A 23,575-nucleotide genomic window follows, 5' to 3' on the forward strand; every position below is an offset into this window, starting at 1 on the left:
TTAGTGCACCCTTTTGTCTAGAAAATCATCTAAAAATTAATCAACTTTCTATTGACTTTTTACCACTAGACTTGATATACACATATGGGGGCGATGAGGCTGGGCAACAAGCCCAGGACCACTTCTCAGAGCTCGTGTCAACATCTCAGCGCAGTGGTTGATTGGGTTTAACAGTCCAGTGGACTGTTAAAGGTTGGAGATAGGATTTGCGAAGCAAATCTCAGCAATTCGTGTTTCACACTCCAAATCTGGCCACTACGACTGATGCGAACTTTGTTCGCTGTATCTCCAACCTCCAACAGTCAGAGTAGTGACTGTTGGAGCTGTGCGGGGGTGGGAGTGAAACAGTCTGGGAATAGACTGTTTCAGCTCAATAACTAGAAATAAAGACTTGTTGACGAACTCTTTTTGAACTAGTCGAGTTCTTTCCCACTCCCACATACTATTCTTACTTACTAGTCTATCGTATATAAGTTAATATAGCAAGGGATTTGTCTGCCAATAAGTCAGAGGATGAGGGATAATTCTTGCATTTTTTTCTTCTTTTATTTATAATAATTATAAATAAAAGAAAGGATGATATATGATGAAACAAAAATATTATCAATCTCCAGCAGAAATTACTTCCTTCAGCCCACGTCAATCAGTAGCATTGGCTGATTCTAAGGCTGTTTTGAATCAAGCGGTGGCTGATTTATCAGTAGCCCATTCAATCCTCCATCAAGTTCATTGGTATATGCGTGGTCGTGGCTTTATGATTTGGCATCCAAAGATGGATGAATATATGGAAGAAATTGATGGCTATTTGGATGAGATGAGTGAACGTTTAATCACCTTAGGTGGGGCACCATTTTCTACCCTTAAAGAGTTTAGTGAAAATAGTCAGCTCAAGGAAGTTCCTGGTGATTACAATAAAACGATGGAAGAGCAATTGGAGCGTGTGGTAGAGGTGTTCCGCTATCTAGCTGCTCTTTTCCAAAAGGGATTTGATGTCAGTGATGAAGAAGGTGACAGTGTAACCAACGACATTTTCAATGTAGCCAAGGCTAATATTGAAAAACATATTTGGATGCTGCAGGCAGAACTTGGTCAAGCTCCTAAGTTGTAAACAGATGAAGGGTCCAGTAGGACTCTTTTTTTGCTGCATTATTTAATCCTCTTTGAAAATTAAGATTATCCGTTGTCAACCTGCCTTAATGAACTCCAGAACTATCTTCGACTTCGTTTTCTAAGCTACTTTTGATTTTCATTGAGTTTAATATGACATTTGTCACATGAGTCAATGACAAAGTCTTCTAGTGCGGGCTTCATTTTCGAGATATACTATGTATGTAAGATGTTTAGGAAATAGGAGGTAGAAAAATGATAGAAGTACGGGCACTAGACAAGGTTATCAAAGGACGGACCATTTTGTCTGATATTTCCTTTGAGATAAAGAGCGGAGAATGTGTGGCTTTGATTGGTCCAAATGGGGCTGGGAAAACAACGCTCATGTCCTGTTTGTTGGGAGATAGGAAGGCGACGAAAGGCCAGGTTTTGTTGGACGGTCTGGCTCCACAGGCTCAGTCTAATAAGGAAAAGGTAGCAGTCTTACCACAAGAAAATGCCATTCCGACAGACCTGAAGGTCAAGGAATTGCTCCGCTTTTTCCAAGCCACCTACAAGGATAGTCTGACAGATGTGGAAATCGACAGCCTGCTCTGCTTTTCCCCAGAGCAAAAAAATCAACTGGCCGGCAAGCTATCGGGTGGTCAGAAGCGGCTCTTGGCTTTCGTCATCTGTCTGATTGGCAAGCCCAAGTTGCTCTTTTTGGACGAGCCGACGGCGGGCATGGATACTTCGACCCGCCAGCGTTTTTGGGAGATTGTCCATGAACTCAAGGATCAGGGTGTGACTATTTTTTATACCAGCCACTATATCGAGGAAGTGGAGCATACGGCGGAGCGGATTTTGGTCTTGCACCAGGGGCGGCTACTAAGAGATACCACGCCATTTGCTATGCGGAGTGAGGAGCAAGAAAAAGAAGTGACATTGCCGATTGCTTTTGCGGCGGTGGTGGAGAGCTTGGCTGAAATCAATGAAATCAGCTACAAACAAGATACGGTTAGCTTTAAGACCCGAGCTATTGAGCAGGTTTGGGCTAGCTTGCAGGAGGCAGGTTGTCGGATTTCAGATTTAGAGGTACAGAACAAAACCCTGCTCAACAGCCTATTTGACAAGACGAGGGAGGAAGAATCATGAAAGCATTAGTTCAAGTAGAGGCGGTAAAATTATCCAGAAGTTTGGGAGTATTTCTCCTGTCTATCGGCATGCCCGTCATCTTTTTCCTGATTTTCTCATCAACGGTCCAGTTTGATGATGCGACCATGCAAAAGGCCTTTATCCAGTCCTACATGCTGACCATGACAGGCTTTTCCATGTCGGGCTTTGCCCTTTTCACCTTTCCCACGATGCTGGCAGAGGACAGAAAGAATAGCTGGTTGACCTTTATCCAGCATTCGCCCTTGCCAATCTGGCAATACTATCTTTCCAAACTGGTGCGGGTCTTGCTCTGCTTTGTGTCTTCTATTGCCATTGTCTTTGCGGTGGGTGGCTTAGTTAAGGGTGTAGAGATGACAGCTCAAGAATGGGTAATTTCGGCTCTCTTACTTTTAGTAACCTCTATCGTATTTCTAGCCATTGGCTTGCTCTTGGTGCAAATTCAGTCGGAACAAACCATGTCGGTGGTGGCCAATCTACTCTATTTTGTCCTTGCTATCATGGGTGGCTCTTGGATGCCTGTTTCCCTCTTTCCAGACTGGGTGCAGCGGATTTGCAAACTTATGCCTAGCTACCATGCCAACCAGCTGGTGACCACCTATGCCCAAGAGGGAGATTTTCTCTGGAAATCCTTGCTAATTGTCCTAGGCTATGCGATAATTTTCTTAGGAATTGCTCTAGTTCTAAATAGAAAATCGGAGCAACAGTGAGGTAAGCCATGATATTTGAAAAAAGAAAGGTACCACTCATGTTCTTCGTGGGCATGGTCTTTCTCTATTTTCCCTTTTACTATGCCCAGTATAGTCCCAATCCGACGGCAGTTGTCCTAGCGACTATTCTCTTTGCCTTGGTCTATTGTTCTCTGTTTTACACTGACCACAAGCTCTATTCCATGCTGGCTTGGTTTTACCTGATTGGCTATATCGCCGTCATGAGCTTTTGGGGCAATCTGCAATTTTCACTCTTTATCTACAACCTGTCCAATATGCTGGGCTGGTATTATAAAGAGAATCGACCGACCTATCGGACGGTGTCTTACGGGATTTTGTTGCTGGCTATTATCCTGTGGTCTCTCTTTGGCCCTATTCCCTTTGAGATGAGAGCTTTTGCACTTGTTATCCACTTTTTCGGCTTGGCCTTGCTGATTTTCAGCTGGATTGAGACCAAGCGGGCAGCCCTTCAGCAACGCCTACAGGAGCAGAATGCTTCCATCAATCTCCTGCTGGCTGAGAATGAACGCAACCGTATCGGTCAGGACTTGCACGATACGCTGGGTCATGTCTTTGCCATGCTGTCCGTCAAGGCAGAGCTGGTCAAGACCCTGTTGGACCACGACCAGATAGACCAGGCTAAGAAGGAAGTGCAGGAGCTCCAGACCTTAGCCAAGGACTCCATGCAGGATGTCCGCCAGATTGTCCAGTCCCTCAAGCAGCACACCGTGGCAGAGGAACTCCAGATTTTGCAGCAGATGTTGGATTTGGCAGGAGTGGATTTGGTCGTTTTGGGTGGGGAAATAGCAGAGCAGCTCAGCTTGCCTGTCCAGAACAAACTGGCCATGGTGCTGAGAGAGTTGGCCAATAACCTGCTCAAACATAGCCAGGCTAGCAAGTGTCGTTTGATATTTGAGGAAGACCAGCAAGAATTGGTCTTGCACTACGAAGACAATGGTGTGGGCTTTGCCCAGTTGACAGGTCAAGAATTGCATACTATAAAGGATAGACTGGTGACAGTGCAGGGGAGTTTGGAATTTCTTTCTCTGGCACAGCCCACCCGCCTATCCATCCGAATTCCGCTTGAGGAGGTGGTAGAATGAGAATCTTAGTCGCAGAAGACCAAGCCATGCTGCGGGACGCCCTCTGTCAGCTCTTGGGCTTTCAAGATGCGGTTGAGGCTGTTTTACAGGCAGAAAACGGCAGTCAGGCCCTTGCTCTTTTGGAAAAAGAGCCAGTAGATGTGCTACTCTTAGATATTGAAATGCCTGAGAAGACGGGGCTGGATGTCTTGGAATGGGTGCGTGCGAAATCCTTGCCCGTCAAGGTTGTCATCATGACCACCTTTAAGCGACCGGGCTATTTTGAGCGGGCGGTCAAGGCAGATGTGGATGCCTACGTGCTTAAGGAACGCTCCATTTCGGACCTTATGCGGACCATTGAAACGGTCTTGGCAGGGCGAAAGGAGTATTCGCCAGAGTTAATGGATATTCTCCTGACCCAACGTAGTCCCTTGACAGACCAGGAAAGCCAGTTGCTCAAGCTGGTGGCTGACGGCTTGTCCAATAAGGAAATCGCCAGCCAGCTCTACCTGTCTGACGGGACGGTCCGCAACTACATGACCTCTATCCTGTCCAAACTGGGTGCAGAAAACCGTACGGCTGCTGTTAAGATTGCACAGGAAAAGGGTTGGTTATAAAATTATAGAGGATTGGTGGTATATCCAATCCTTTTTAAATGTATTTGAAAAATTCCAACTGAGTTTTTATATTGAAAATCTTATAAAATTCTGCTAAAATTTTTCTATGAAAAGACTTTACGATGTGCAACAATTGCTAAAAGGTTTCGGGATCATTGTTTACATGGGCAACCGCCTCTATGACATTGAAATGATGCAGATTGAACTCAATAGAGTATATCAGGCAGGTGTCTTAGATAGATTGGAATACATGGAAGCCGAGCTAGTTTTACGACGGGAACATCGTTTGGAATTAGAGTATCAGAAGTTGAAGGAGAGCAAATAGTGGAAACCTTGTGGATATTTATTGTTTTTGTGCTTATTTTAGGTTCATGGATGGGCTTCAATTATTGGAGATTACGCCGCGCAGCAACTGTGATTGATAATGCAGAATTTGCGGAAAAAATTCATGGAGGCCAGCTGATTGACCTACGAGAGCCAAGTGAATTCAGTCGGAAGCATATTTTAGGTGCCAGAAATATTCCCTACCAGCAGTTGAAAATGAGTACAAATGCTCTTCGCAAAGACAAGCCAGTCTTGATTTATGAAAATGACCGTGGTCAATTGGTAACACCAGCAGCCCTTCACCTGAAAAAGCAAGGATTTAATGAAATCTATATTTTAAGTTATGGATTGAATGGTTGGAATGGAAGAGTGAAGACAGCAAAATAGCCTGTCAATCTGTCAGACGATTTATGCAGGCTTATCTAACGATAAGGAAAGTAGGAATGGAAAGAAAATTTGAAAAATTGAGCCTATCTGAAGCAGGGATTATTGCTTTTATGACACTTATCCTGCTCATTAGTTTAGGAGCAAGTTGGTACAATGATTCTCAAACAGTAGCTGAGACCTCAAAGACAAATCAAGAACTTGTCAAAGAAGATCCGAATTATAAGGCAGCGGAGAATGCTGTTATTGAGTTGGAAAGAAATAAGACAAAAGAAAAACTTGAACTTGCTCAAGCAGCTATCGATGCAGTAAACAATCCGACACTTAAAGCAAGGTTGCAAGCCAGTCTAGACAAGGTTCGATTAGATATTGCAAAATTAGCTGATGCACAAACAAATGCAAATAAAGAAGCTTCTACCTCAACAAGTAGCAGTTCGGTCGTTGCAAGTTCTACCACAGAAACTAGTACAAGAACATATCAAGAGTCAGTCTCTTCTAATTACATATCCCCTGTCCAGAATAGCAATGCGGTTTCTACCCCAGTGTCTGAAGTCTCTTCAGTTCCTTCTGCCCCTGTTGAACAACCGGTAACGACTACCCCAGAGCCTAGCGTTTCAACCTCACCTGAGGTTACTGAACCTCCTGTTGTGGAAACACCGGTGACAGAACCTCCTGTTTCTACTGAAACAAGTCCAGAAAGTTCAGCTACTAGTGAAACACCAGCGACATCTTCGACAGATAATCCATAGAAAAAAGGAGAGCAATCTCCTTTTTTAGTTTGATTGAGCCGTCCTGTCGTTTTTCTGTTATAATATTCTCTATGAGAATTGTATCTGGAAACTATGGCGGTAGGCCCTTAAAAACCTTAGAAGGCAAGACAACCAGACCCACTTCGGATAAGGTGCGTGGGGCTATGTTCAATATGATTGGCCCCTACTTTGACGGTGGTCGAGTTTTGGATCTCTATGCAGGCAGTGGCGGTCTGTCTATCGAGGCTGTTTCTCGCGGGATGGAGGCTGCAGTGTTGGTCGAGCGGGATCGGCGAGCGCAAGCTATTATCCGCGAGAATATCCACATGACCAAGGAAGACAGCAAGTTTCAGCTCTTAGCCATGGAGGCCAAGCAGGCTTTGGCTCATCTGAGCGGATCCTTTGACCTGGTCTTTTTGGATCCTCCCTATGCAGCTGAGGATATCGTGGCAGACATTACTGAGCTGTGCCAGCGCCAGCTTTTGTCCCAAGATATCATGGTGGTCTGCGAGACGGATAAGGCGGTCTCTCTTCCGGAGGAAATAGCAGAGCTGGGTATTTGGAAGGAAAAAATCTACGGAATTAGTAAGGTAACAGTCTATGTCAGATAAGATTGGAATGTTTACAGGCTCTTTTGATCCCATTACCAATGGACATGTGGATATTATTGAGCGAGCAAGTGGACTTTTTGATAAGCTTTATGTGGGTATTTTTTTCAACCCTAATAAAATCGGTTTGTTTACAGGGCAGGAGCGACTAGCCCTCCTACAAAAAGTTTTTGAGGGAAACGATAAGATTGAGGTCTTTTTAGCTGGTCAGGAGTTGGTGGTTGATGTAGCCCATGAGCGACAAGTCAGCCATATCGTCCGAGGACTTCGTAATGGAATTGACCTAGAATACGAGGCAAATTTTGACTATTTCAATCGCCAACTGGCTCCGGATTTGGAGACAATCTATCTCCTATCCAAGCCAGAATATCGGAATATCTCTTCTAGCCAAATCCGAGAATTGATCTATTATAAGCAAGATATTAGCCCCTATGTGCCCCTAGTTGTTAGCGAGGAGATAAGAAAGAATGAAGAAAAATAAGAAATTACTACTGATAAGCTCCATTGTAGCGGGAACCCTTTTACTCTGGTTTACAGTCTTTGTACCCCTACCATATTATCTGGAAAAGCCGGGAGGGGCTTCGGATATCCGTCAGGTCTTGACGGTCAATAATCAAGAAGATGAAGAAGCTGGTTCCTACAATTTTACCTACGTATCAGTTCAACAGGCAACAGCCCTGCAACTCTTGGCAGCCCAGTTTGACCCTTATACAAGTGTCAGTTCAGCGGAGGAAATGACAGGAGGGGCAGATAGTGAAGAATATTTTCGTATTGCCCAGTTCTACATGGAAACTTCGCAAAATATGGCCAAGTACCAAGGTTTGACCCTGGCAGGTAAAGAAGTCAGCATGGATTTCTTCGGGGTTTATGTCCTCGCTCTGGCAGAGGATTCAACCTTTAAGGAGATTCTCAATATTGCGGATACGGTTGTGAGTATCAATGGTAAAACCTTTGAATCTTCTCCTGATTTGGTCAAATACGTTAGCAGTTTGGAATTGGGGAGTGATGTAACAGTTGGTTATGTCAGTGATGGTCAGGAAAAATCCGCGGATGGTCAGATTATCAAGCTCTCCAATGGAAAAAACGGGATTGGGATTACTCTTGTAGACCATACGGAAGTGAAGAGTTCGGTACCGATTGAATTTCAAACAGGCAATATCGGTGGTCCGAGTGCGGGTCTCATGTTTACCTTGGCAATCTATACGCAGCTGGCAGATCCAACATTACGTGATGGGCGCGTGATTGCTGGTACGGGGACCATTGAGCAAGACGGTAGCGTTGGTGATATTGGAGGAGCAGACAAGAAGGTCTTGTCTGCAGCCAAGGCTGGTGCAAGTATCTTCTTTGTACCAAATAACCCAGTTGATGAAGAAATTTTGAAGGAAGACCCGACAGCCAAAACCAACTATGAGGAAGCCAAAGAAGCAGCTGAAAAAGCGGGTGTGGATATCGAAATTGTCCCTGTCAAGACAGCGCAGGATGCTATTGACTATTTGAAGAAAACAAAGGGCGAGTAATTCGTCCTTTTTCATTTTAAATTTTCTTAAAATTGTCAGAAATTTCTCCTAAACGCTAAACTAGAAGAATTTCTGGTCAAATAGTGATATAATAGTAGGGTTAGATAGAAATGATATGTATGAAGAATTGAAAAGATAGGAGGACAAATGAAAAAAGAAATTTCACCTGAAATGTATAACTACAACAAGTATCCTGGCCCAAGTTTTGCCCGTGTAGGAGAAAAGGTTGTATCAGAAAATATTGAGCTAGACCTGTTGGAAGATTACAAAGAAGCCTTTGACCAGACTATTTTTGGTCAACGTTTTTCGCCTTTGATGCTTAAGTTTGATTTTATCGTAGGCGATTGGGGTAATGAGCAACTGCGCTTGAAGGGCTTTTACAAGGATGATAAAAACGTCAAATCAGACTTAAAAATCAGCCGACTAGATGACTATTTGACAGAGTATTGTAATTTTGGTTGTGCTTATTTCGTCTTAGCCAATCCGAATCCACAAGACTTGCCTGCTGAGGAGGAGGACAGACCCCGTCGCAAGCGGAGTCGTTCACGCAATCGCAACAGAAATCAGCAGCGGACGGAGCCTATTGCACCAAAAGAAAACAAAAATAGTCGCAATGACCGTCAGAAAAAAGGGAAGCAGCAAAACAAACAGTCGGAACAGCGTCATTTTACCATGAAGAATGCTGGTATTAAGGCCAACCAGACGGAGCGTAGTCAGAAGCGTGACCGTAAGCAGAATAATCGAGAGATGAATGAGGCTAAGCGTAGCTTTGTCATCCGTCAGAAGTAGGGAGAATCATGAAACCATCAATTTATGCCTTTAGTCAAGCCAATCTTGTGGATTGGATTTTAGAAAATGGAGAAAAGAAGTTCCGTGCCACTCAAATTTGGGAATGGCTTTACCGTTCTCGTGTCCAATCCTTTGCGGAAATGACCAACTTGCCAAAATCTTTGATTGAAAAGTTGGAAGAACATTTTGTAGTTAACCCGCTCAAACAACGGATTGTACAGGAGTCTAAGGACGGTACTATCAAATATCTCTTTGAACTGCCAGATGGCATGTTGATTGAGACAGTTCTCATGCACCAGCACTATGGTCTTTCTGTATGTGTAACGACACAAGTTGGCTGTAATATCGGCTGTACATTCTGTGCATCTGGATTGATTCCGAAACAACGGGACTTGACCAGCGGTGAAATCGTGGCTCAGATTATGTTGGTGCAGAAATACCTAGATGAGCGTAACCAGAATGAACGTGTTAGCCATATCGTTGTCATGGGGATTGGAGAGCCACTTGATAACTATGACAATGTTATGACTTTCTTGCGTGTAGTTAATGATGATAAGGGCTTGGCAATCGGAGCGCGTCACATCACAGTGTCAACTTCTGGTTTGGCACCGAAAATCCGTGATTTCGCCCGCGAGGGAGTTCAGGTTAACTTGGCAGTATCCCTTCACGCGCCCAATAACGACCTTCGTTCGAGCATTATGCGGATCAACCGCCGTTATCCAATCGAGGTCTTGTTCGAGGCAATCGAAGACTATATCAAAGTGACCAACCGCCGTGTGACTTTTGAGTATATTATGCTCAATGAGGTCAACGATGGAGTGGAACAGGCGCAGGAATTAGCTGATTTGACCAAGAACATCCGTAAATTGTCTTATATCAACTTGATTCCATACAACCCTGTAAGTGAGCATGACCAGTATAGCCGTTCAACTAGAGAACGGACCTTGGCTTTCTTTGATGTCTTGAAGAAAAATGGGGTCAACTGCGTTGTTCGCCAGGAACATGGTACAGATATCGATGCGGCTTGTGGTCAATTGCGTTCCAATACCCTCAAAAAGGACCGTGAAAAAGCGCGTGCTCGTATTGCAGCCGCAAAAGCAAAGGCAGGTATTCGAGCATGAGAACATTCTTCCAAGCAGATGGAAACTTGACCAAGCTAGGAAGACAGATTTGTAAGACCTTAGCTGGAGCCTATGCTCTGGCTATTGTTTTACTTTGTTTTCTACCTCAGACTTGGTACCCACAGTATAAGGATTTCTCGACCCCAGGAATTATTCAAATCGGCCGTCTCTATCTTTTACCAACGCCTTTCAACAGCATCGTCAACGGGGATAAGGTAGATAGTTTGGCGGACCTAGGCTGGATTTTCCTGCAGAACATCACCAATATTTTTCTGCTCTTTCCTCTTGTTTTCCTTCTTTTATTCCTTCGGGAAGAATGGCGGAGCCTTCGAGCAGTTATCCGCTATAGTTTTTGTATGAGCTTGTTTATCGAATGTACCCAGCTCTTGTTAGACCTGCTCATTGATGCGGGGCGAGTGTTTGAAGTGGATGACCTCTGGACCAATACGCTAGGAGGTGTCTTGGCCTATCTATTATTTACCTATCTTCAAAAAGGAATTGGCTTCCTATTATCAAGAACAAAAGACGACAGATAAAAAGATAGGTGTAATTGAATGAATTTTCAAATTTTTTAGAAAATTTCAAAAAAACACTTGACCTATTTTGAATTGTAGCGTATAATTCTATGTAATCAGAAGAAGTAATAAACAGTTTAGCTGAAGAGAGTCTATGGTTGGTGCAAATAGATGCTAGTCGTTTATGAAATGGGCTGATGCCAAATGTAGTAATGAGTGGTCTAAAACAGTTTTATCTATGTTTGGGTATGTGAATTCGAAACAATGAGAATTCGGTCCGCACCCCTTATCGTGCGCCTCCTTGTTAGAGGAGATAGAGTTATGGTCTTTCTAGTCGAGTCCATAAGTGAGGTGGTACCGTGTCCATTGACGCCCTCGCAGGTTATTTTTCCTGCGGGGGCTTTTTCCTTTAGTCATTCAGTTTATCTTTTATTACGTCGACGAATGAGGAAACTTCGTTTCCATATTTCCAACTTCATACTCAATGAAAATCAAAACCAAACTATTTTCAATGGTCGGAGAATCATTTCAAAGTTGGAGCTAAAACGAACAGTTCGTTTCGACATATGCGAATAGAACCTTTATTTTCAGCTAGTAAGGTTTGTTTTTGATTTTTGAAGAGTATCAAATAATTTCATCATTATTTGAACTCGCTTTGTCGTACTCTGCATGGAGTGACTTGCTCCGCAAGTGCTATTTCCAACCTTGTACAGTTACTCGACTGTACAAGCTGCCTGCAGCTTTTGACGCGAACGTTGTTCACTTTATTTCCAATCTCCAACTATCTCCCAGATAGTTGGAGCGAGTACTAAAAGTAAACTGAAAGACTATTATTTAAACGAGGTAATCAAGATGAAACGATGGCGTAGCAATTAGGTAAAACAAGAACGAATCAATCTCAGATAATATTTCAGTCCCAGCTAGCATAAGAAAATAGAAAGAGGAAAGCATATGGCAGAAAAAGGTTATTTTGGACAATTTGGTGGTAGTTTTGTACCAGAGCAAATTCAGGTTTTGTTGGACCAATTGGAAGAAACGTTTGAAACCTACCGTAATGATCCAGACTTTATTGCAGAATACCAAGGCTATTTAAAGGATTATGCAGGTCGTGAAACACCGCTCTATTTTGCAGAATCCTTGACGAAAGAGCTGGGAGGTGCCAAAATTTATCTCAAACGGGAAGATTTGAACCACCTGGGCTCCCATAAGTTGAATAATGTATTGGGGCAGATTCTTCTGGCGAAACGCATGGGTAAAACGCGTGTTATTGCGGAAACTGGTGCTGGTCAGCACGGCGTCGCAACGGCTGCTGTTGCGGCACGATTTGGCTTGGGGTGTGATGTTTATATGGGGGCTGAAGATGTCAAACGCCAACGCCTCAATGTTTTCCGTATGGAGATGATGGGTGCGCGTGTTCATGCTGTTACAGATGGAACGCAAACCTTGAAAGAGGCAGTAGATGCTGCATTCGGTGCTTGGATGGCAGATTTAGATGCCTTCTATGTTTTGGGATCAGCAGTCGGTCCTCATCCATATCCGACTATTGTCCATGAGTTTCAAAAGATTATTAGTGTAGAATCTCGTCGTCAGATTTTAGAAAAAGAAGGTCGCTTGCCAGACTATGTTATTGCCTGTGTGGGTGGTGGTTCCAATGCCATTGGTGCATTTTCTCAATATTTACCAGATGAATCTGTTCAGTTGATTGGCGTAGAAGCAGCTGGTAAAGGTGTTGATACAGAGCTACATGCAGCGACCATGACCAAGGGAACTGTTGGTGTGGTTGATGGGATGAAGACGATCTCCCTCTTTGATGAAAATGGTGGAGTTGCACCTGTTTATTCCATTTCAGCAGGCTTGGACTATCCAGGCGTTGGACCAGAACATGCCCACTATAAGGAAACTGGTCGTGTTAATTATGTCGCAGCAACAGATGATGAGGCTGTTAATGCTCTTCTGACCTTAAGTCGTACAGAAGGAATTCTTCCAGCCATTGAATCGTCTCATGCGATTGCAGAAGCTCTACGCTTAGCACCACAACTAGATAAAGATAAAATCATTATTATCAATGTTTCCGGTCGAGGAGACAAGGATGTCGCAGCGATTGCGGATTATTTGGAGAATAGATAAGAGAAAACCCCTGACGGTTGTCTATCGTCAGGGGGTATTTGTTTATTTCCAAAAGTCATCAAAAATAGTAATTGGCAGGTGGCGTTTATGGGCTGTTTTGTTCCACCATCCTTCGATAATGGTTTGGGCTTGAGGGTCGATGGTTTTGCCTTCGAGATAGTCGTCGATTTGGTTATAGGTTACACCAAGTGCGACTTCATCAGCCAGACCTGGTTTGTCTTCTTCCAAGTCTGCAGTAGGAACTTTGAGGTAGAGTTTTTCATCTGCCCCCAGTTCAGCTAGAAGCTGTTTTCCTTGGCGTTTATTGAGGCGGAAGAGAGGGAGAATGTCTGCACCACCGTCGCCATGCTTGGTAAAGAAGCCAGTAATATTTTCAGCGGCATGGTCGGTTCCAATAACAGCTCCCTTGCGTTCACCAGCAACTGCGTATTGGGCAATCATGCGCATGCGAGCTTTGGCATTTCCCTTGTTAAAATCAGACATAGCAAACCCATTGGCATTGACGGCAGCCACCATGGCATCTGTTGATTCCTTGATGTTGATGGTTAGGCTGACATCGGGTTGGATAAAGGCTAAGGCTGCCTGGGCGTCAGACTCGTCAGCCTGCACACCGTAAGGGAGGCGGATAGCGATAAATTGGTAGGAGTCGTCACCTGTTTCCGCTCGCATTTCTTCCATGGTCAACTGAGCCAAACGACCAGCCAAGGTCGAGTCTTGTCCACCCGAAATTCCCAAGACATAGGTTTTCAAAAATGGGTGTTTTTTCAGGTAGTCTTTGAGAAAATCGATGGAGCGACGGATTTCTTCTTTGGGGTCAATGCTTGGCTTGACACCTAATTCTGTGATGATTGTTTCCTGTAGGGTCATAACATACCTTTCTTAAATGGATTTGGTCTGAGTTTGTTTGCGAATACGATTGATGAGGTTCATCTTATTATCCCAAACATCTTGTGCCAAGTCGACTGGATAGAGCTGTGGGTTGAGCACGCGTTTGTATTCATCCCAGAGTTTATCAAATTCTTGATTGGCATAGGTTTGAATTTCCGCTAGGCTTGGAAGTTCATAGACCTGTTTTCCTTTTTCGAAAATAGGAACTAGGAGAGGACGTGCATCAAAGTTCTCGATGGTTTTATTGATGTAGGTGTAAGTTGGATGGAACATATAGATATTATCCATCTGTGTGACGTCAGTGTCCGCAAAGGTGATGTAGTCCCCTTCTGATTTTCCTTTTTCTTTGGAGGTGATGCGCCAAACCTGTTTCTTACCAGGAGTGGAGACTTTTTCCGCATTAGAAGACAGCTTGATGGTGTCACGCATATTTCCATCTTCATCTTCGATGGATACAATTTTGTAGACAGCGCCCAAGGCAGGCTGGTCGTAGGCGGTGATGAGTTTGGTACCAACTCCCCAGACATCAATTTTTGCCTTTTGCATTTTGAGGTTGAGGATGGTATTTTCATCCAGGTCATTAGATGCGTAAATCTTCGCATTTGTAAAACCTGCATCATCTAATTGCTGACGAACTTTCTTGGAAATATAGGCCATATCGCCTGAATCAATCCGAACCCCTTTGAAGTTAATCTGATCTCCCATTTCTTTGGCAACCTTGATGGCTGCTGGAACACCAATACGAAGCGTGTCATAGGTATCAACGAGGAAGACACAGTCATGATGGGTTTCAGCGTAGGCTTTGAAAGCCTTGTAATCATCTCCGTATGTTTGAACCAAGGCGTGGGCATGGGTACCAGCGACAGGGATGCCGAAGATTTTGCCAGCTCGAACATTGGAAGTCGCAGATGCTCCACCAATAAAGGCTGCCCGTGTACCCCAGATAGCAGCATCCATTTCTTGGGCACGGCGAGTGCCAAATTCCATCAAAGGCTCATCTTCAATGACAGCCTTGATACGGCGAGCTTTTGTGGCAATCAGGGTTTGGTAGTTGACAATGTTTAAGAGGGCAGTTTCGATTAGTTGGCATTGTGCCAATGGTCCTTCGATTTGAAGAATAGGTTCGTTAGCGTAGACTAGGTCGCCCTCCTTAGCCGAACGGACAGTGAGAGTCATTTCCAATTGGGACAAGTAATCAAGGAAATCCTGCGGATAACCTAGTTCTGTCAGATAGTCAATGTCTGTCTGGCTAAAGCTGAGATTGTTGAGGTAGTTTACAACGCGTTCCAAACCGGCAAATACAGCGTAGCCATTTTTAAAAGGTTGTGAACGGAAATAGACTTCGAATACAGCGTGTTTATTGTGGATGATTTGGTCAAAATAGACCTGCATCATGTTGATTTGATAAAGGTCAGTATGCAGGGTTAAACTGTCATCCTTAAATAGTGTCATAACGTTTCTCCTTTTGCCTTCCGATCAAGAAGGTACTCCAATTATTTTGATGGAGTAGAACTCTAATATGCTTTCTATTATAACAAAAAAATCGAGAAAAACTCGATTTAGAGAGTGATATTGATGACTAGACTGGCTAAAAATAGAAAAGGAACATAAGGAAGGGATTTTGGTTTAAAGATAAAAAAGATTGCCAGTCCAAAGATGGAACTAATCTGAATAATCCAGAGAATTTCTGTAAAGCCGAAAAGGAGTGAGAGACTTGCTAGATAGAGAAAGTCGCCAGAACCAATATTGAGTTGCCATTTTTCAGTCAGATAGGCCAAGAGTAAAAAGCCACAGAAAAGCCAGTTGAGCTGGGAGAGTACCAGAGCTATAAAAGTAAAAACAAGCCAGACAGCAAAAGGGTATTCCTGATGTTTGATGTCGTAAATGGTCAAAACAAGTCCTGCCAAGATGAGAATGGTTTCGGTTAGGTTTAGGATTTGAAAATGGCAGAGCAGGACGACTAGACCAGCTAAGAATTCTAGTCCCAAATACCAATAAGGTATTTTCGCCTTGCAGTAATGGCATTTGGATTTTGTCGAAAGCTGGGACAGGATTGGTATGAGGTCCCAAGTTTTGAGCCGTCGTTTGCAGGCATTGCAGTGGCTAGAGGGTGCGATAATGGACTGTTCAGGGAAACGGTCGATGACCAATCCCAAGAAGGAGCCGATAGAAGCTCCAAGGAAAAATAGGATAATTGTCTTCATACCTATTTATTCGCAAATGGGTGAGGAAAATGTGATATTTTTTTAAAAATTTTTTACAAAATTTCGATGGTGCTTTGGACAATGCCAAAGGTGATGAGAGAATTCCGTATTTTTGCTTTGGTCTTGTCTGCTACAGCAGGATTTGTCAGATTGACCGTCACCGTCGCGCAATGTTCATATCCATCCATGGTCCAGACATTCAGCTGAGTGATTTCGTGAACATTTTCAAGAGCCAGGAGGACTCCTTTCACTTCTTCAAGATTTACTCCTTGCGGACTTGTTTCAAGTAGAATTTTGACATTGTTCCAGGCTTTTGGCAGGGCTTTGGAGAGGATGAAGATAGCAATACCGAGTGAGAGTAGTGGGTCTAGAAAGTACCAATCAGTAAATTGAAGAATGATGGAAACAAGGATGACAGCCAGCCATCCCAAAATATCCTCTAAAAAGTGCAAGCTTAGAATGGATTCATTATGGCTATGGCCATTTTTTACAATATGGGAAGCTACGAAATTGATGATGACAGCGATAATCCCAAGTACCAGCATCCCATCTTGATTGACAGGCTGGGGATGGAAGAGGTTGGAGATGTTTTCCACAAGGATCAAGCTGGAGCCGATAATCAGAATGCTAGAAGTCAAGAGAGCAGCCAAAATATTCCATCTCTTGTAGCCAAAAGGATAGTTCTTGTCAGCAGGCTTGTTGGCATAGGTTTGCATGATGGCAGAGCTTCCAATGGCGAGGGCGTCACCCAAATCATGAACAGCATCTGCTAAGATAGCGCTGGAACCAAAGAGCCAGCCAAAGATAAACTCGATGATAGAAAAGCTGAGATTGAGGAGAAAAGCGATAAATGTATTTTTAGAAGATGACATGAGATTCCCTTTCTGTGTTATACTATTTATAGGTTTATTATGCACTGTATTGAGCCGAAAAACTAGAAACAAGAGAAATGGTTTGTTTTTTTCTGAACAAATTGTTTGAAATGTACGAAAAATGGATAGACGAATTGCAAAAACAAAAAGAGCTATTTTTCAGGCTTTTTTGACCTTATTAAATGATAAGGGCTATGACGAGATGCGCGTGCAGGATGTCATTGACTTGGCGGATGTGGGGCGCTCCACTTTCTATGCCCACTATGCTAGTAAGGAAGCTTTATTAGAAGAACTTTGTCATGACCTCTTTCATCATTTATTTACAGGTCGTGAAGATGCGGATGTGAAGACCTTGTTGGTTCATATTTTCAAACACTTTCGGACCAATCAAGATCGTGTTGCCAGCCTTTTGTTGTCCCGCAATGCCTATTTTCTAAGAGAACTGGAAGCGGAGTTGAAACACGACATTTTTCCAAAGGTGGCTGAAGATTACATGCAGGATAAGAGAAATCTTCCAGAGGATTTGCTGGTACATTTTGTCGTGACCACTTTTGTGGAGACGGTCAGCTGGTGGTTGCAGCAACGCAAAAAGGTGGACGAAGCCACCTTGACTGAATATTATGTAAGATTATTAACTTAAGGAGAGAAGATGCTTAGACCTTTACACATGGCTCATGCCTTTTTAGATGAGATTTTAACAGACCAGGACCTAGCGGTCGATGCGACGATGGGAAATGGCCATGACACGTTATTTTTAGCCCAGAGAGCAGGGAAAGTTGTGGCCTTTGATATTCAGGAACAAGCCCTGACCACAACGGCTGAAAAACTAGAAAAAGCTGGCTTGACCAATGCCCAATTGGTTTTGACAGGACACGAAAACCTCGACCAATATGTAGAGGAATGCAAGGCAGCCATTTTCAATCTGGGCTATCTTCCTTCGGCGGATAAGTCAGTTATTACCCTGCCTGAAACCACCCTTCAAGCTATTGAAAAAGTTCTTGACCGACTGGTGGTGGGAGGTCGCTTGGCCATCATGATTTACTATGGTCACGAGGGTGGAGCTCTTGAGAAGGATGCAGTTTTAGACTTTATCAGCCAGCTAGACCAAACCGTCTTTACAGCCATGCTCTACAAACCGCTCAACCAAGTTAATACCCCACCGTTTTTGGTGATGGTGGAAAGATTAAAATCCAGCTCAAACTAGGGCTGGATTTTAATTGAGTATTAGTTGCTTTTTCTTCTTAGAAGATAGGTACTTGCGATAAGACTGAGACCAGTGATTCCAAGTAGAGGAAGGTAAGAATATTCCTGTCCTGTTTTAGGGAGAGTTTTCTTTTCTGTGCTTTCTTTCTTACTTGAAGTACCTGTTTTGATAGATGTTTCGCTACCAGTAGTTTCCGTGTTTCTTTTCTCAGCTTTACCAGTATTCACCGTTTTGTCATCTGCTGCAGGCATCTCACTACCTGTAGCTGAACTTGTTTCCGTGTCTATACTTTGACTAGAAGTAGATGGTTCGGTAGTCGTTTCCTTACTTGATGTACTTATCGGGCTCTTGCTCGTGTTGGTAGGAATCGTCTCTCCCTTATCAGTTGGAAGTGTTTCTCCTGTTTTACCGTTGTTATCAGGATTGGTAGCTACGACTTCTTTGTAGTTTACGTATAGAATTGGAACATGGGTTCTGTTGGCCTCAATTACAGGGGCGATGTCTTCGTAGGAGAGTGTTAGAGTACCAACATTACTTCGGTAGTGTTGTTCTTTTGTACCGTTAAGGATGACTCCTTCTGTCCAATAGCTGGCATCTGCATAGTCAAGGTTTACAAATTCATAACCAGCTAGTTCAGGAGCAGTAAAGGTATAGGTTTCTCCAGGTTTCAAATCAATAGAGCTGCCTTCCCCAATATACTCAGCCTTTTCGCTATCTTTATAGACCAATCCTATTTTCCTGGTTTCAGTCTGTGTCGGATTATTGGCATAGACAATTGTTTCTGGTCCAACTAGTTGAGTACTAAGAGGTGATACCCCTCCTAAGACAGCAAGAGAAGCAAGTGTAATACTATACTTGACAATTTTGTTCATGTAGATGACCTCCAAAAAATAGTGATTGTCATTCAACCTATCTCCTGTTTCAATCCTTATAAAGGCTGTAGGATTGGTCAAGAAAGTACAGGAATGACAAAAGAGTTTTGTACCGAAGTACACCTATTAGTATACTAAAAAAAAAAAGTATCTTGTCAAGTATTTTTGTTCAAGAGGGATAAAAAAGTAAGAACCTGAAAAATAGTTCTTACTTTGTGCTTATACACTTGGCTGTCTAAGGATTTTTTAAGAACCTGTATTCACAAGTGAAGTGCTGCATAGAAGAGATAGTTTTGTTTACAGTATCGGCTTTATAAACAATCTTCCCTCACCCAACTCAATCAATTCCACCTGATTGCCATAAAAATCGCTGAGGAGTTCAGGTGTCAGGATATCTTCTTTGGGTCCCTGTGCCAAGACCATGCCATCTTTGAGCAGGAGGACATGGGTGAAATTATCAGTGATTTCCTCGGCGTGATGGGTGACATAGATAATAGCAGGAGCCGTTGGGAGTTGACAGATATGGTCGATGTGGTGGAGCAGGCGTTCGCGAGCCAAAAGGTCTAAGCCCACAGTAGCCTCGTCCAAAATCAAAATAGCCGGTTCTTCCATCAAACTGCGGGCAATCAGCAGGAGTTGGCGTTCTCCTTGTGACAAACTAGCATAGGTACGACCAATCAAGTGCTCAGCCTTAATGGTTTTGAGCATGTCTATGGCTTCATCCAATTCAGCTTGACCGTATTCACGGTAGAGGATGGAGGATTTGTACTTTCCAGTCAGGACAATCTGCTCAGCTGTCAAATCAATGGGAAAGCGTTCGGCAAGGAAAGAGCCAACGACCCCAATCTTAGTGCGTAGGCTAGGAATATCTCCCTTACCAAACTCCACTCCAAGAACCGTCAAGTCACCAGATGTCTTCCAAAATTCAGCCATTAAAATGCGAAGAAGGGTTGACTTTCCAGCCCCATTTAGCCCTAAAATAGCCCAACGCTCGCCTTTTCTAAATTCCCAGTTAATGTCTTCTAAAATAGTTTTACCTTGTCGTTTATAGTGGACATTCTTCATCGAAATAATCATAGTTGCTCTCCTATTCCTTTTGATTATTGTAACATAAACAGACATGGGGGACTAATTATAACAAGAAATATGTTAAATTTTAGAATTTGTGGTATAATGGGAATGTTATAAATTTTATTATAGGAGAACATCATGGAAGACCCTGGTAGTCAGACCATCTATTTACAACTGTTAATTTTATTCTTATTGACTCTGTTCAATGCCTTCTTTTCAGCTTCAGAAATGGCCCTTGTATCCCTCAATCGTTCTCGAGTGGAACAAAAGGCCGCAGACGGTGAGAAGAAATATATTCGCTTGCTTCAAGTTTTAGAGAATCCTAACAATTTTCTATCAACTATTCAGGTCGGTATTACCTTCATCTCCATCCTTTCAGGTGCCAGCTTGGCTAATGATTTAGGAGCTGTATTTGCAAAATGGATGGGGAATTCAACAACAGCGCAAACCGCAGGATACTGGCTTGCACTGGCTATGTTGACCTTTGTTTCAATCGTTCTTGGCGAATTGTACCCTAAGCGGATTGCCATGAATATGAAGGAAAATCTGGCAGTAGTCACTGCACCAGTAATTATTTTCCTTGGAAAAATTGTTAGTCCGTTCGTGTGGTTATTATCAGCTGCAACGAATCTTATCAGCCGTATTACTCCTATGAATTTTGATGATGCGGATGAGCAAATGACACGGGATGAAATTGAATATATTTTGACAAAGAGTGAGAAAACCTTAGATGCCGAAGAAATCGAAATGCTTCAAGGTGTGTTCTCTTTAGATGAGCTGATGGCACGTGAAGTAATGGTTCCCCGTACGGATGCTTTCATGGTGGATATTGAGGATGATACAGCAACCATCATGGCAGCTATCCTCAAGCAGAATTTTTCACGTATACCTGTTTATGATGGCGATAAGGACAATATCATTGGTCTGATTCATACCAAGAAAATCTTGTCAGAAGCTTTCAGTAATGGCTTTGACAATCTCAATATCCGCCGCATTATGCAGGAGCCTCTCTTCGTTCCAGAAACGATTTTCGTGGATGATTTGTTGACATCGTTGAGAAATACCCAAAATCAAATGGCCATCTTGTTAGATGAGTATGGTGGAGTTGCAGGTCTCGTTACCTTGGAAGATTTGCTGGAAGAAATTGTCGGGGAAATCGATGATGAGACCGATAAGACAGAAATTTTTGTTCGAGAAATTGCTGACAACACCTATATCGTCCAAGGGAATATGACCTTAAATGACTTCAATGAGCATTTTGAGATGGAGTTGGAAAGTGATAACGTTGATACGATTGCTGGTTATTATCTGACAGGAGTCGGTACCATTCCGAGCCAAGACGAGAAAGTTTCCTTTGAAGTGGATAGTAAAGATCACCACCTGGTTCTTATTAACGATAAGGTAAAAAATGGTCGCGTAACAAAATTAAAACTCTTGATTACACCACTGGAGAAAGAAGAAACCGATAAGGACTAGGGCAACCTAGTCTTTTAGCTTTTTTCTTGCGGAAGATGATGGTTATGAAAGAAAGAAAGTAAATGATAGAAGCGTTTTCATTTTTGTGGTATACTATTCATATTAAGTGATGAGGTTGAGATGATGACAGAAATTGATTATCGTAAGGTTACTGGATTGGTTCATTCAACAGAGAGTTTTGGTTCTGTTGATGGACCTGGTGTGCGTTTTGTGATTTTTATGCAAGGCTGCCACATGCGGTGTCAGTATTGCCATAACCCAGATACTTGGGATTTGGTCAATCCTGCTGCAACTGAGAGGACTGCAGAAGATGTGCTCAATGAAGCCCTGCGTTTTCGTATGTTTTGGGGAAAAGAAGGTGGTATTACTGTTTCTGGTGGCGAGGCGACCATTCAGATAGATTTTTTGATTGCTCTCTTTACCTTGGCAAAAGAAAAAGGTATCCATACCACTTTGGATACCTGTGCTCTAACATTCCGTTCGACCGAGCGTTATTTGGAAAAATACAATCGCTTGATGGAAGTAACAGACTTGGTGCTTTTGGATATTAAGGAGATCAATTCAGACCAGCACCGTATTGTAACGGGGCATAGCAATAAGACGATTTTGGAGTGTGCTCGTTATTTGTCGGATATTGGTAAGCCAGTTTGGATTCGTCATGTTTTGGTCCCTGGTTTGACTGACCGTGATGATGACCTGATTGAGCTAGGAAAGTTTGTCAAAACCTTGAATAATGTGGAACGCTTTGAAGTGTTACCTTATCATAATCTTGGTGAATTTAAGTGGCGTGAATTGGGCAGACCTTATCCACTAGAGGGGACCAATCCCCCAACGAAGGCTCGAGTGGAAAATGCAAAGGCCTTGATGGAGACAGAGACCTATCAGGAGTACTTGAATAGAATTAAGGGATAATAGTGAAGAGGTCGGAGATTGATGCGAAAAAGATTTAATGTGTTAGGGACAAGTATCACTTGTCTCTTGTTTATTGGGCTTATGCTAGGCTTGTTCTTTTTAGGAAATCGAACACAAAAGGAGCAAACCAAAGTTGTAACGACATCGTCTAGCCAAGAAATATCTGCTAGGGACAAAGTGATTGCAAATTATCTAAATCAGATGACCTTAGAAGAAAAGGTCGGACAGATGATCTTTGCTCGAATGCCATCTGCAGGACAAACTGAGGCATTGGAAACCTATCATTTTGGGGGCTATATCTTATTTGCAAGTGATTTTGAAGGTAAGACACTGGAGCAGGTTAAAGAAGAGATTGCTTCTTATCAATCACTTTCAAAAGTACCGCTATTAATGGCTTCAGATGAGGAAGGTGGGACGGTAACTCGGATTAGTCAACTTCTGGAAACACCTTTTCCATCGCCTTTGGAATTGTACCATTCTGGCGGCATTGAGGCGATTTTGTCGGACGCCAAGCAGAAGGCCAGTCTTTTAAAGGAAGAGGGAATCTATGCAGGCTTCTTCCCAGTTGCGGATTTATCCACCGATCCATCATCTTTTATCTACGATAGGACCATTGGACAGGATGCGAAAACCACCGCAGACTATATTGGTCAATTGGTTTCATTGTTGAAAGAGGAACAATTTGCTTCGACCTTGAAACATTTCCCGGGTTATGGGGACAATGCAGATTCGCATACGGATTTGGTCTATGACAATCGTAGTTTAGAAGAATTACGGGGCAATGATTTTCTTCCGTTTAGGGCTGGTATTGAAGCAGGAGCTGATTCCATTATGGTCAGTCACAATATCGTACCTGCCATTGATGATGTCCCATCATCCATTTCACCTGAAATCAATAAAATCCTTCGGAATGAGCTTGGTTTTGAGGGTGTCATAATGACGGATGATTTTGATATGCAGGGCTTGGTCCAATTTGTAGATCAAGATACAGGAGCCTTGCAGACCATTCAAGCTGGGACAGATATGATTTTGTCTTCAAGCTATGCCAGTCAAATTCCTTATATTGTGGAACAAGTGAAGGCTGGAACTATTACAGAGGAGCGAATTGACCAATCCGTCAAACGGATTTTGGGAATGAAATATGATCTTGGCTTAATCAAATAAACAAAGAAAAGGAAGTGCTAAATACTTCCTTTTTCGTATTATGGCTTCGAGCCAGTTTTTCTCGTAGAGAAAAACAAGAAAACCACCAGCTATGCTGGTGGCTGCCAAGG

General features: G+C 43.0%; 26 protein-coding genes. 20 read left to right on the forward strand and 6 right to left on the reverse strand.

The genetic code is table 11. The annotated features are described in order from the left end of the window. Positions 1-583 precede the first annotated feature (583 nt). From SST111_RS00255 to trpB, 15 genes are all read left to right on the forward strand, one after another. The gene (locus SST111_RS00255) at positions 584-1,108 is read left to right on the forward strand and encodes a Dps family protein (protein ID WP_029188957.1); all 525 of its coding nucleotides are present in this window, start codon (positions 584-586) and stop codon (positions 1,106-1,108) included. A 254-nt stretch (positions 1,109-1,362) separates the two neighbouring features. Continuing rightward, positions 1,363-2,241 carry an ABC transporter ATP-binding protein gene (locus tag SST111_RS00260; RefSeq protein ID WP_099809603.1) on the forward strand — a complete coding sequence of 293 codons (879 nt, stop codon included), beginning with the start codon at positions 1,363-1,365 and terminating at the stop codon, positions 2,239-2,241. After that, positions 2,238-2,969, forward strand: coding sequence for an ABC transporter permease (locus SST111_RS00265; RefSeq protein WP_099780089.1), 732 nt, complete (start codon positions 2,238-2,240; stop codon positions 2,967-2,969). Before SST111_RS00260 ends, SST111_RS00265 begins: the two co-directional genes overlap by 4 nt. A gap of 8 nt (positions 2,970-2,977) precedes the next feature. Continuing rightward, on the forward strand, positions 2,978-4,072 hold the full coding sequence (locus tag SST111_RS00270) for a sensor histidine kinase (RefSeq protein ID WP_180274001.1): 1,095 nt from the start codon (positions 2,978-2,980) through the stop codon (positions 4,070-4,072). Continuing rightward, a complete protein-coding gene (locus SST111_RS00275; protein WP_099809604.1) occupies positions 4,069-4,668 on the forward strand; it encodes a response regulator transcription factor in 600 nt (199 codons plus the stop codon). The genes SST111_RS00270 and SST111_RS00275 overlap by 4 nt, the downstream gene beginning before the upstream one ends. Before the next feature lie 106 nt (positions 4,669-4,774). Then, a complete protein-coding gene (locus SST111_RS00280; RefSeq protein ID WP_099809605.1) occupies positions 4,775-4,993 on the forward strand; it encodes a YqgQ family protein in 219 nt (72 codons plus the stop codon). Continuing rightward, entirely contained in the window at positions 4,993-5,379 is a 387-nt protein-coding gene (locus SST111_RS00285) for a rhodanese-like domain-containing protein (RefSeq protein ID WP_099809606.1), read from the forward strand. The genes SST111_RS00280 and SST111_RS00285 overlap by 1 nt, the downstream gene beginning before the upstream one ends. Before the next feature lie 56 nt (positions 5,380-5,435). Next, positions 5,436-6,125 carry a serine protease gene (locus tag SST111_RS00290; RefSeq protein ID WP_099809607.1) on the forward strand — a complete coding sequence of 230 codons (690 nt, stop codon included), beginning with the start codon at positions 5,436-5,438 and terminating at the stop codon, positions 6,123-6,125. 71 nt (positions 6,126-6,196) lie between these two features. Beyond that, the gene (gene rsmD, locus SST111_RS00295; protein ID WP_099809608.1) at positions 6,197-6,736 is read left to right on the forward strand and encodes a 16S rRNA (guanine(966)-N(2))-methyltransferase RsmD; all 540 of its coding nucleotides are present in this window, start codon (positions 6,197-6,199) and stop codon (positions 6,734-6,736) included. Further along, the gene (gene coaD, locus SST111_RS00300; RefSeq protein WP_099809609.1) at positions 6,726-7,214 is read left to right on the forward strand and encodes a pantetheine-phosphate adenylyltransferase; all 489 of its coding nucleotides are present in this window, start codon (positions 6,726-6,728) and stop codon (positions 7,212-7,214) included. The genes rsmD and coaD overlap by 11 nt, the downstream gene beginning before the upstream one ends. Next, on the forward strand, positions 7,201-8,250 hold the full coding sequence (locus SST111_RS00305) for a SepM family pheromone-processing serine protease (RefSeq protein ID WP_099809610.1): 1,050 nt from the start codon (positions 7,201-7,203) through the stop codon (positions 8,248-8,250). Before coaD ends, SST111_RS00305 begins: the two co-directional genes overlap by 14 nt. Before the next feature lie 147 nt (positions 8,251-8,397). After that, positions 8,398-9,039, forward strand: coding sequence for a YutD family protein (locus SST111_RS00310; RefSeq protein ID WP_099809611.1), 642 nt, complete (start codon positions 8,398-8,400; stop codon positions 9,037-9,039). 8 nt (positions 9,040-9,047) lie between these two features. Next, complete coding sequence (rlmN, locus tag SST111_RS00315) at positions 9,048-10,160, forward strand: 23S rRNA (adenine(2503)-C(2))-methyltransferase RlmN (RefSeq protein WP_099809612.1); 1,113 nt, start codon at positions 9,048-9,050, stop codon at positions 10,158-10,160. Continuing rightward, entirely contained in the window at positions 10,157-10,696 is a 540-nt protein-coding gene (locus SST111_RS00320) for a VanZ family protein (RefSeq protein WP_099809613.1), read from the forward strand. Before rlmN ends, SST111_RS00320 begins: the two co-directional genes overlap by 4 nt. Before the next feature lie 930 nt (positions 10,697-11,626). Next, positions 11,627-12,802: a tryptophan synthase subunit beta gene (trpB, locus tag SST111_RS00325; protein WP_099809614.1), complete on the forward strand. Its 1,176-nt coding sequence runs from the start codon at positions 11,627-11,629 to the stop codon at positions 12,800-12,802. 42 nt (positions 12,803-12,844) lie between these two features. Here trpB and nadE read toward each other — a convergent pair whose 3' ends face one another. The 4 genes from nadE to SST111_RS00345 all read right to left on the reverse strand — a co-directional run bounded on the left by nadE (position 12,845) and on the right by SST111_RS00345 (position 16,766). Continuing rightward, positions 12,845-13,669: an ammonia-dependent NAD(+) synthetase gene (gene nadE, locus SST111_RS00330; RefSeq protein ID WP_099809615.1), complete on the reverse strand. Its 825-nt coding sequence runs from the start codon at positions 13,667-13,669 to the stop codon at positions 12,845-12,847. Between the two features lie 12 nt (positions 13,670-13,681). Further along, positions 13,682-15,142 carry a nicotinate phosphoribosyltransferase gene (locus tag SST111_RS00335; protein ID WP_099809616.1) on the reverse strand — a complete coding sequence of 487 codons (1,461 nt, stop codon included), beginning with the start codon at positions 15,140-15,142 and terminating at the stop codon, positions 13,682-13,684. Between the two features lie 107 nt (positions 15,143-15,249). Then, positions 15,250-15,894, reverse strand: coding sequence for a prepilin peptidase (locus SST111_RS00340; RefSeq protein WP_099809617.1), 645 nt, complete (start codon positions 15,892-15,894; stop codon positions 15,250-15,252). Between the two features lie 53 nt (positions 15,895-15,947). After that, positions 15,948-16,766 carry a cation diffusion facilitator family transporter gene (locus tag SST111_RS00345; protein ID WP_099809618.1) on the reverse strand — a complete coding sequence of 273 codons (819 nt, stop codon included), beginning with the start codon at positions 16,764-16,766 and terminating at the stop codon, positions 15,948-15,950. 121 nt (positions 16,767-16,887) lie between these two features. On the opposite strand from SST111_RS00345, the gene SST111_RS00350 reads away from it, so the two are divergent. Together SST111_RS00350 and SST111_RS00355 are read left to right on the forward strand one after the other, a co-directional pair. After that, positions 16,888-17,406, forward strand: coding sequence for a TetR/AcrR family transcriptional regulator (locus tag SST111_RS00350; protein ID WP_099809619.1), 519 nt, complete (start codon positions 16,888-16,890; stop codon positions 17,404-17,406). A 9-nt stretch (positions 17,407-17,415) separates the two neighbouring features. Further along, positions 17,416-17,970 (forward strand): tRNA (mnm(5)s(2)U34)-methyltransferase, encoded by a 555-nt coding sequence (locus SST111_RS00355; RefSeq protein WP_099809620.1) that lies wholly within the window; start codon positions 17,416-17,418, stop codon positions 17,968-17,970. A 20-nt stretch (positions 17,971-17,990) separates the two neighbouring features. Here SST111_RS00355 and SST111_RS00360 read toward each other — a convergent pair whose 3' ends face one another. Both SST111_RS00360 and SST111_RS00365 read right to left on the reverse strand, forming a co-directional pair. Beyond that, entirely contained in the window at positions 17,991-18,842 is an 852-nt protein-coding gene (locus SST111_RS00360; protein ID WP_142350738.1) for an LPXTG cell wall anchor domain-containing protein, read from the reverse strand. Between the two features lie 297 nt (positions 18,843-19,139). After that, positions 19,140-19,919: an ABC transporter ATP-binding protein gene (locus SST111_RS00365; RefSeq protein ID WP_099809622.1), complete on the reverse strand. Its 780-nt coding sequence runs from the start codon at positions 19,917-19,919 to the stop codon at positions 19,140-19,142. A 132-nt stretch (positions 19,920-20,051) separates the two neighbouring features. On the opposite strand from SST111_RS00365, the gene SST111_RS00370 reads away from it, so the two are divergent. The 3 genes from SST111_RS00370 to SST111_RS00380 all read left to right on the forward strand — a co-directional run bounded on the left by SST111_RS00370 (position 20,052) and on the right by SST111_RS00380 (position 23,465). Next, positions 20,052-21,389 (forward strand): hemolysin family protein, encoded by a 1,338-nt coding sequence (locus SST111_RS00370; protein ID WP_002942867.1) that lies wholly within the window; start codon positions 20,052-20,054, stop codon positions 21,387-21,389. A gap of 120 nt (positions 21,390-21,509) precedes the next feature. Next, a complete protein-coding gene (gene pflA, locus SST111_RS00375) occupies positions 21,510-22,301 on the forward strand; it encodes a pyruvate formate-lyase-activating protein (protein ID WP_099809623.1) in 792 nt (263 codons plus the stop codon). A 21-nt stretch (positions 22,302-22,322) separates the two neighbouring features. Next, positions 22,323-23,465 carry a glycoside hydrolase family 3 protein gene (locus SST111_RS00380; RefSeq protein ID WP_099809624.1) on the forward strand — a complete coding sequence of 381 codons (1,143 nt, stop codon included), beginning with the start codon at positions 22,323-22,325 and terminating at the stop codon, positions 23,463-23,465. Positions 23,466-23,575: the final 110 nt, after the last annotated feature.

Source organism: Streptococcus suis YS161 (assembly GCF_002760245.1).
Classification (GTDB): domain Bacteria; phylum Bacillota; class Bacilli; order Lactobacillales; family Streptococcaceae; genus Streptococcus; species Streptococcus suis_I.

What these genes read in the sequence shown, in the direction of transcription:
- nadE (WP_099809615.1), bottom strand. Translation starts at nt 13,669, where the DNA reads ATGACCCTACAGGAAACAATCATCACAGAATTAGGTGTCAAGCCAAGC.
- SST111_RS00350 (WP_099809619.1), top strand. Translation starts at nt 16,888, where the DNA reads ATGGATAGACGAATTGCAAAAACAAAAAGAGCTATTTTTCAGGCTTTT.
- pflA (WP_099809623.1), top strand. Translation starts at nt 21,510, where the DNA reads ATGATGACAGAAATTGATTATCGTAAGGTTACTGGATTGGTTCATTCA.
- SST111_RS00280 (WP_099809605.1), top strand. Translation starts at nt 4,775, where the DNA reads ATGAAAAGACTTTACGATGTGCAACAATTGCTAAAAGGTTTCGGGATC.
- SST111_RS00310 (WP_099809611.1), top strand. Translation starts at nt 8,398, where the DNA reads ATGAAAAAAGAAATTTCACCTGAAATGTATAACTACAACAAGTATCCT.
- SST111_RS00260 (WP_099809603.1), top strand. Translation starts at nt 1,363, where the DNA reads ATGATAGAAGTACGGGCACTAGACAAGGTTATCAAAGGACGGACCATT.
- SST111_RS00360 (WP_142350738.1), bottom strand. Translation starts at nt 18,842, where the DNA reads ATGAACAAAATTGTCAAGTATAGTATTACACTTGCTTCTCTTGCTGTC.
- SST111_RS00320 (WP_099809613.1), top strand. Translation starts at nt 10,157, where the DNA reads ATGAGAACATTCTTCCAAGCAGATGGAAACTTGACCAAGCTAGGAAGA.
- rsmD (WP_099809608.1), top strand. Translation starts at nt 6,197, where the DNA reads ATGAGAATTGTATCTGGAAACTATGGCGGTAGGCCCTTAAAAACCTTA.
- SST111_RS00270 (WP_180274001.1), top strand. Translation starts at nt 2,978, where the DNA reads ATGATATTTGAAAAAAGAAAGGTACCACTCATGTTCTTCGTGGGCATG.
- SST111_RS00365 (WP_099809622.1), bottom strand. Translation starts at nt 19,919, where the DNA reads ATGATTATTTCGATGAAGAATGTCCACTATAAACGACAAGGTAAAACT.
- SST111_RS00345 (WP_099809618.1), bottom strand. Translation starts at nt 16,766, where the DNA reads ATGTCATCTTCTAAAAATACATTTATCGCTTTTCTCCTCAATCTCAGC.
- SST111_RS00340 (WP_099809617.1), bottom strand. Translation starts at nt 15,894, where the DNA reads ATGAAGACAATTATCCTATTTTTCCTTGGAGCTTCTATCGGCTCCTTC.
- SST111_RS00275 (WP_099809604.1), top strand. Translation starts at nt 4,069, where the DNA reads ATGAGAATCTTAGTCGCAGAAGACCAAGCCATGCTGCGGGACGCCCTC.
- SST111_RS00335 (WP_099809616.1), bottom strand. Translation starts at nt 15,142, where the DNA reads ATGACACTATTTAAGGATGACAGTTTAACCCTGCATACTGACCTTTAT.
- coaD (WP_099809609.1), top strand. Translation starts at nt 6,726, where the DNA reads ATGTCAGATAAGATTGGAATGTTTACAGGCTCTTTTGATCCCATTACC.
- rlmN (WP_099809612.1), top strand. Translation starts at nt 9,048, where the DNA reads ATGAAACCATCAATTTATGCCTTTAGTCAAGCCAATCTTGTGGATTGG.
- SST111_RS00305 (WP_099809610.1), top strand. Translation starts at nt 7,201, where the DNA reads ATGAAGAAAAATAAGAAATTACTACTGATAAGCTCCATTGTAGCGGGA.
- SST111_RS00290 (WP_099809607.1), top strand. Translation starts at nt 5,436, where the DNA reads ATGGAAAGAAAATTTGAAAAATTGAGCCTATCTGAAGCAGGGATTATT.
- SST111_RS00265 (WP_099780089.1), top strand. Translation starts at nt 2,238, where the DNA reads ATGAAAGCATTAGTTCAAGTAGAGGCGGTAAAATTATCCAGAAGTTTG.
- trpB (WP_099809614.1), top strand. Translation starts at nt 11,627, where the DNA reads ATGGCAGAAAAAGGTTATTTTGGACAATTTGGTGGTAGTTTTGTACCA.
- SST111_RS00255 (WP_029188957.1), top strand. Translation starts at nt 584, where the DNA reads ATGATGAAACAAAAATATTATCAATCTCCAGCAGAAATTACTTCCTTC.
- SST111_RS00380 (WP_099809624.1), top strand. Translation starts at nt 22,323, where the DNA reads ATGCGAAAAAGATTTAATGTGTTAGGGACAAGTATCACTTGTCTCTTG.
- SST111_RS00370 (WP_002942867.1), top strand. Translation starts at nt 20,052, where the DNA reads ATGGAAGACCCTGGTAGTCAGACCATCTATTTACAACTGTTAATTTTA.
- SST111_RS00355 (WP_099809620.1), top strand. Translation starts at nt 17,416, where the DNA reads ATGCTTAGACCTTTACACATGGCTCATGCCTTTTTAGATGAGATTTTA.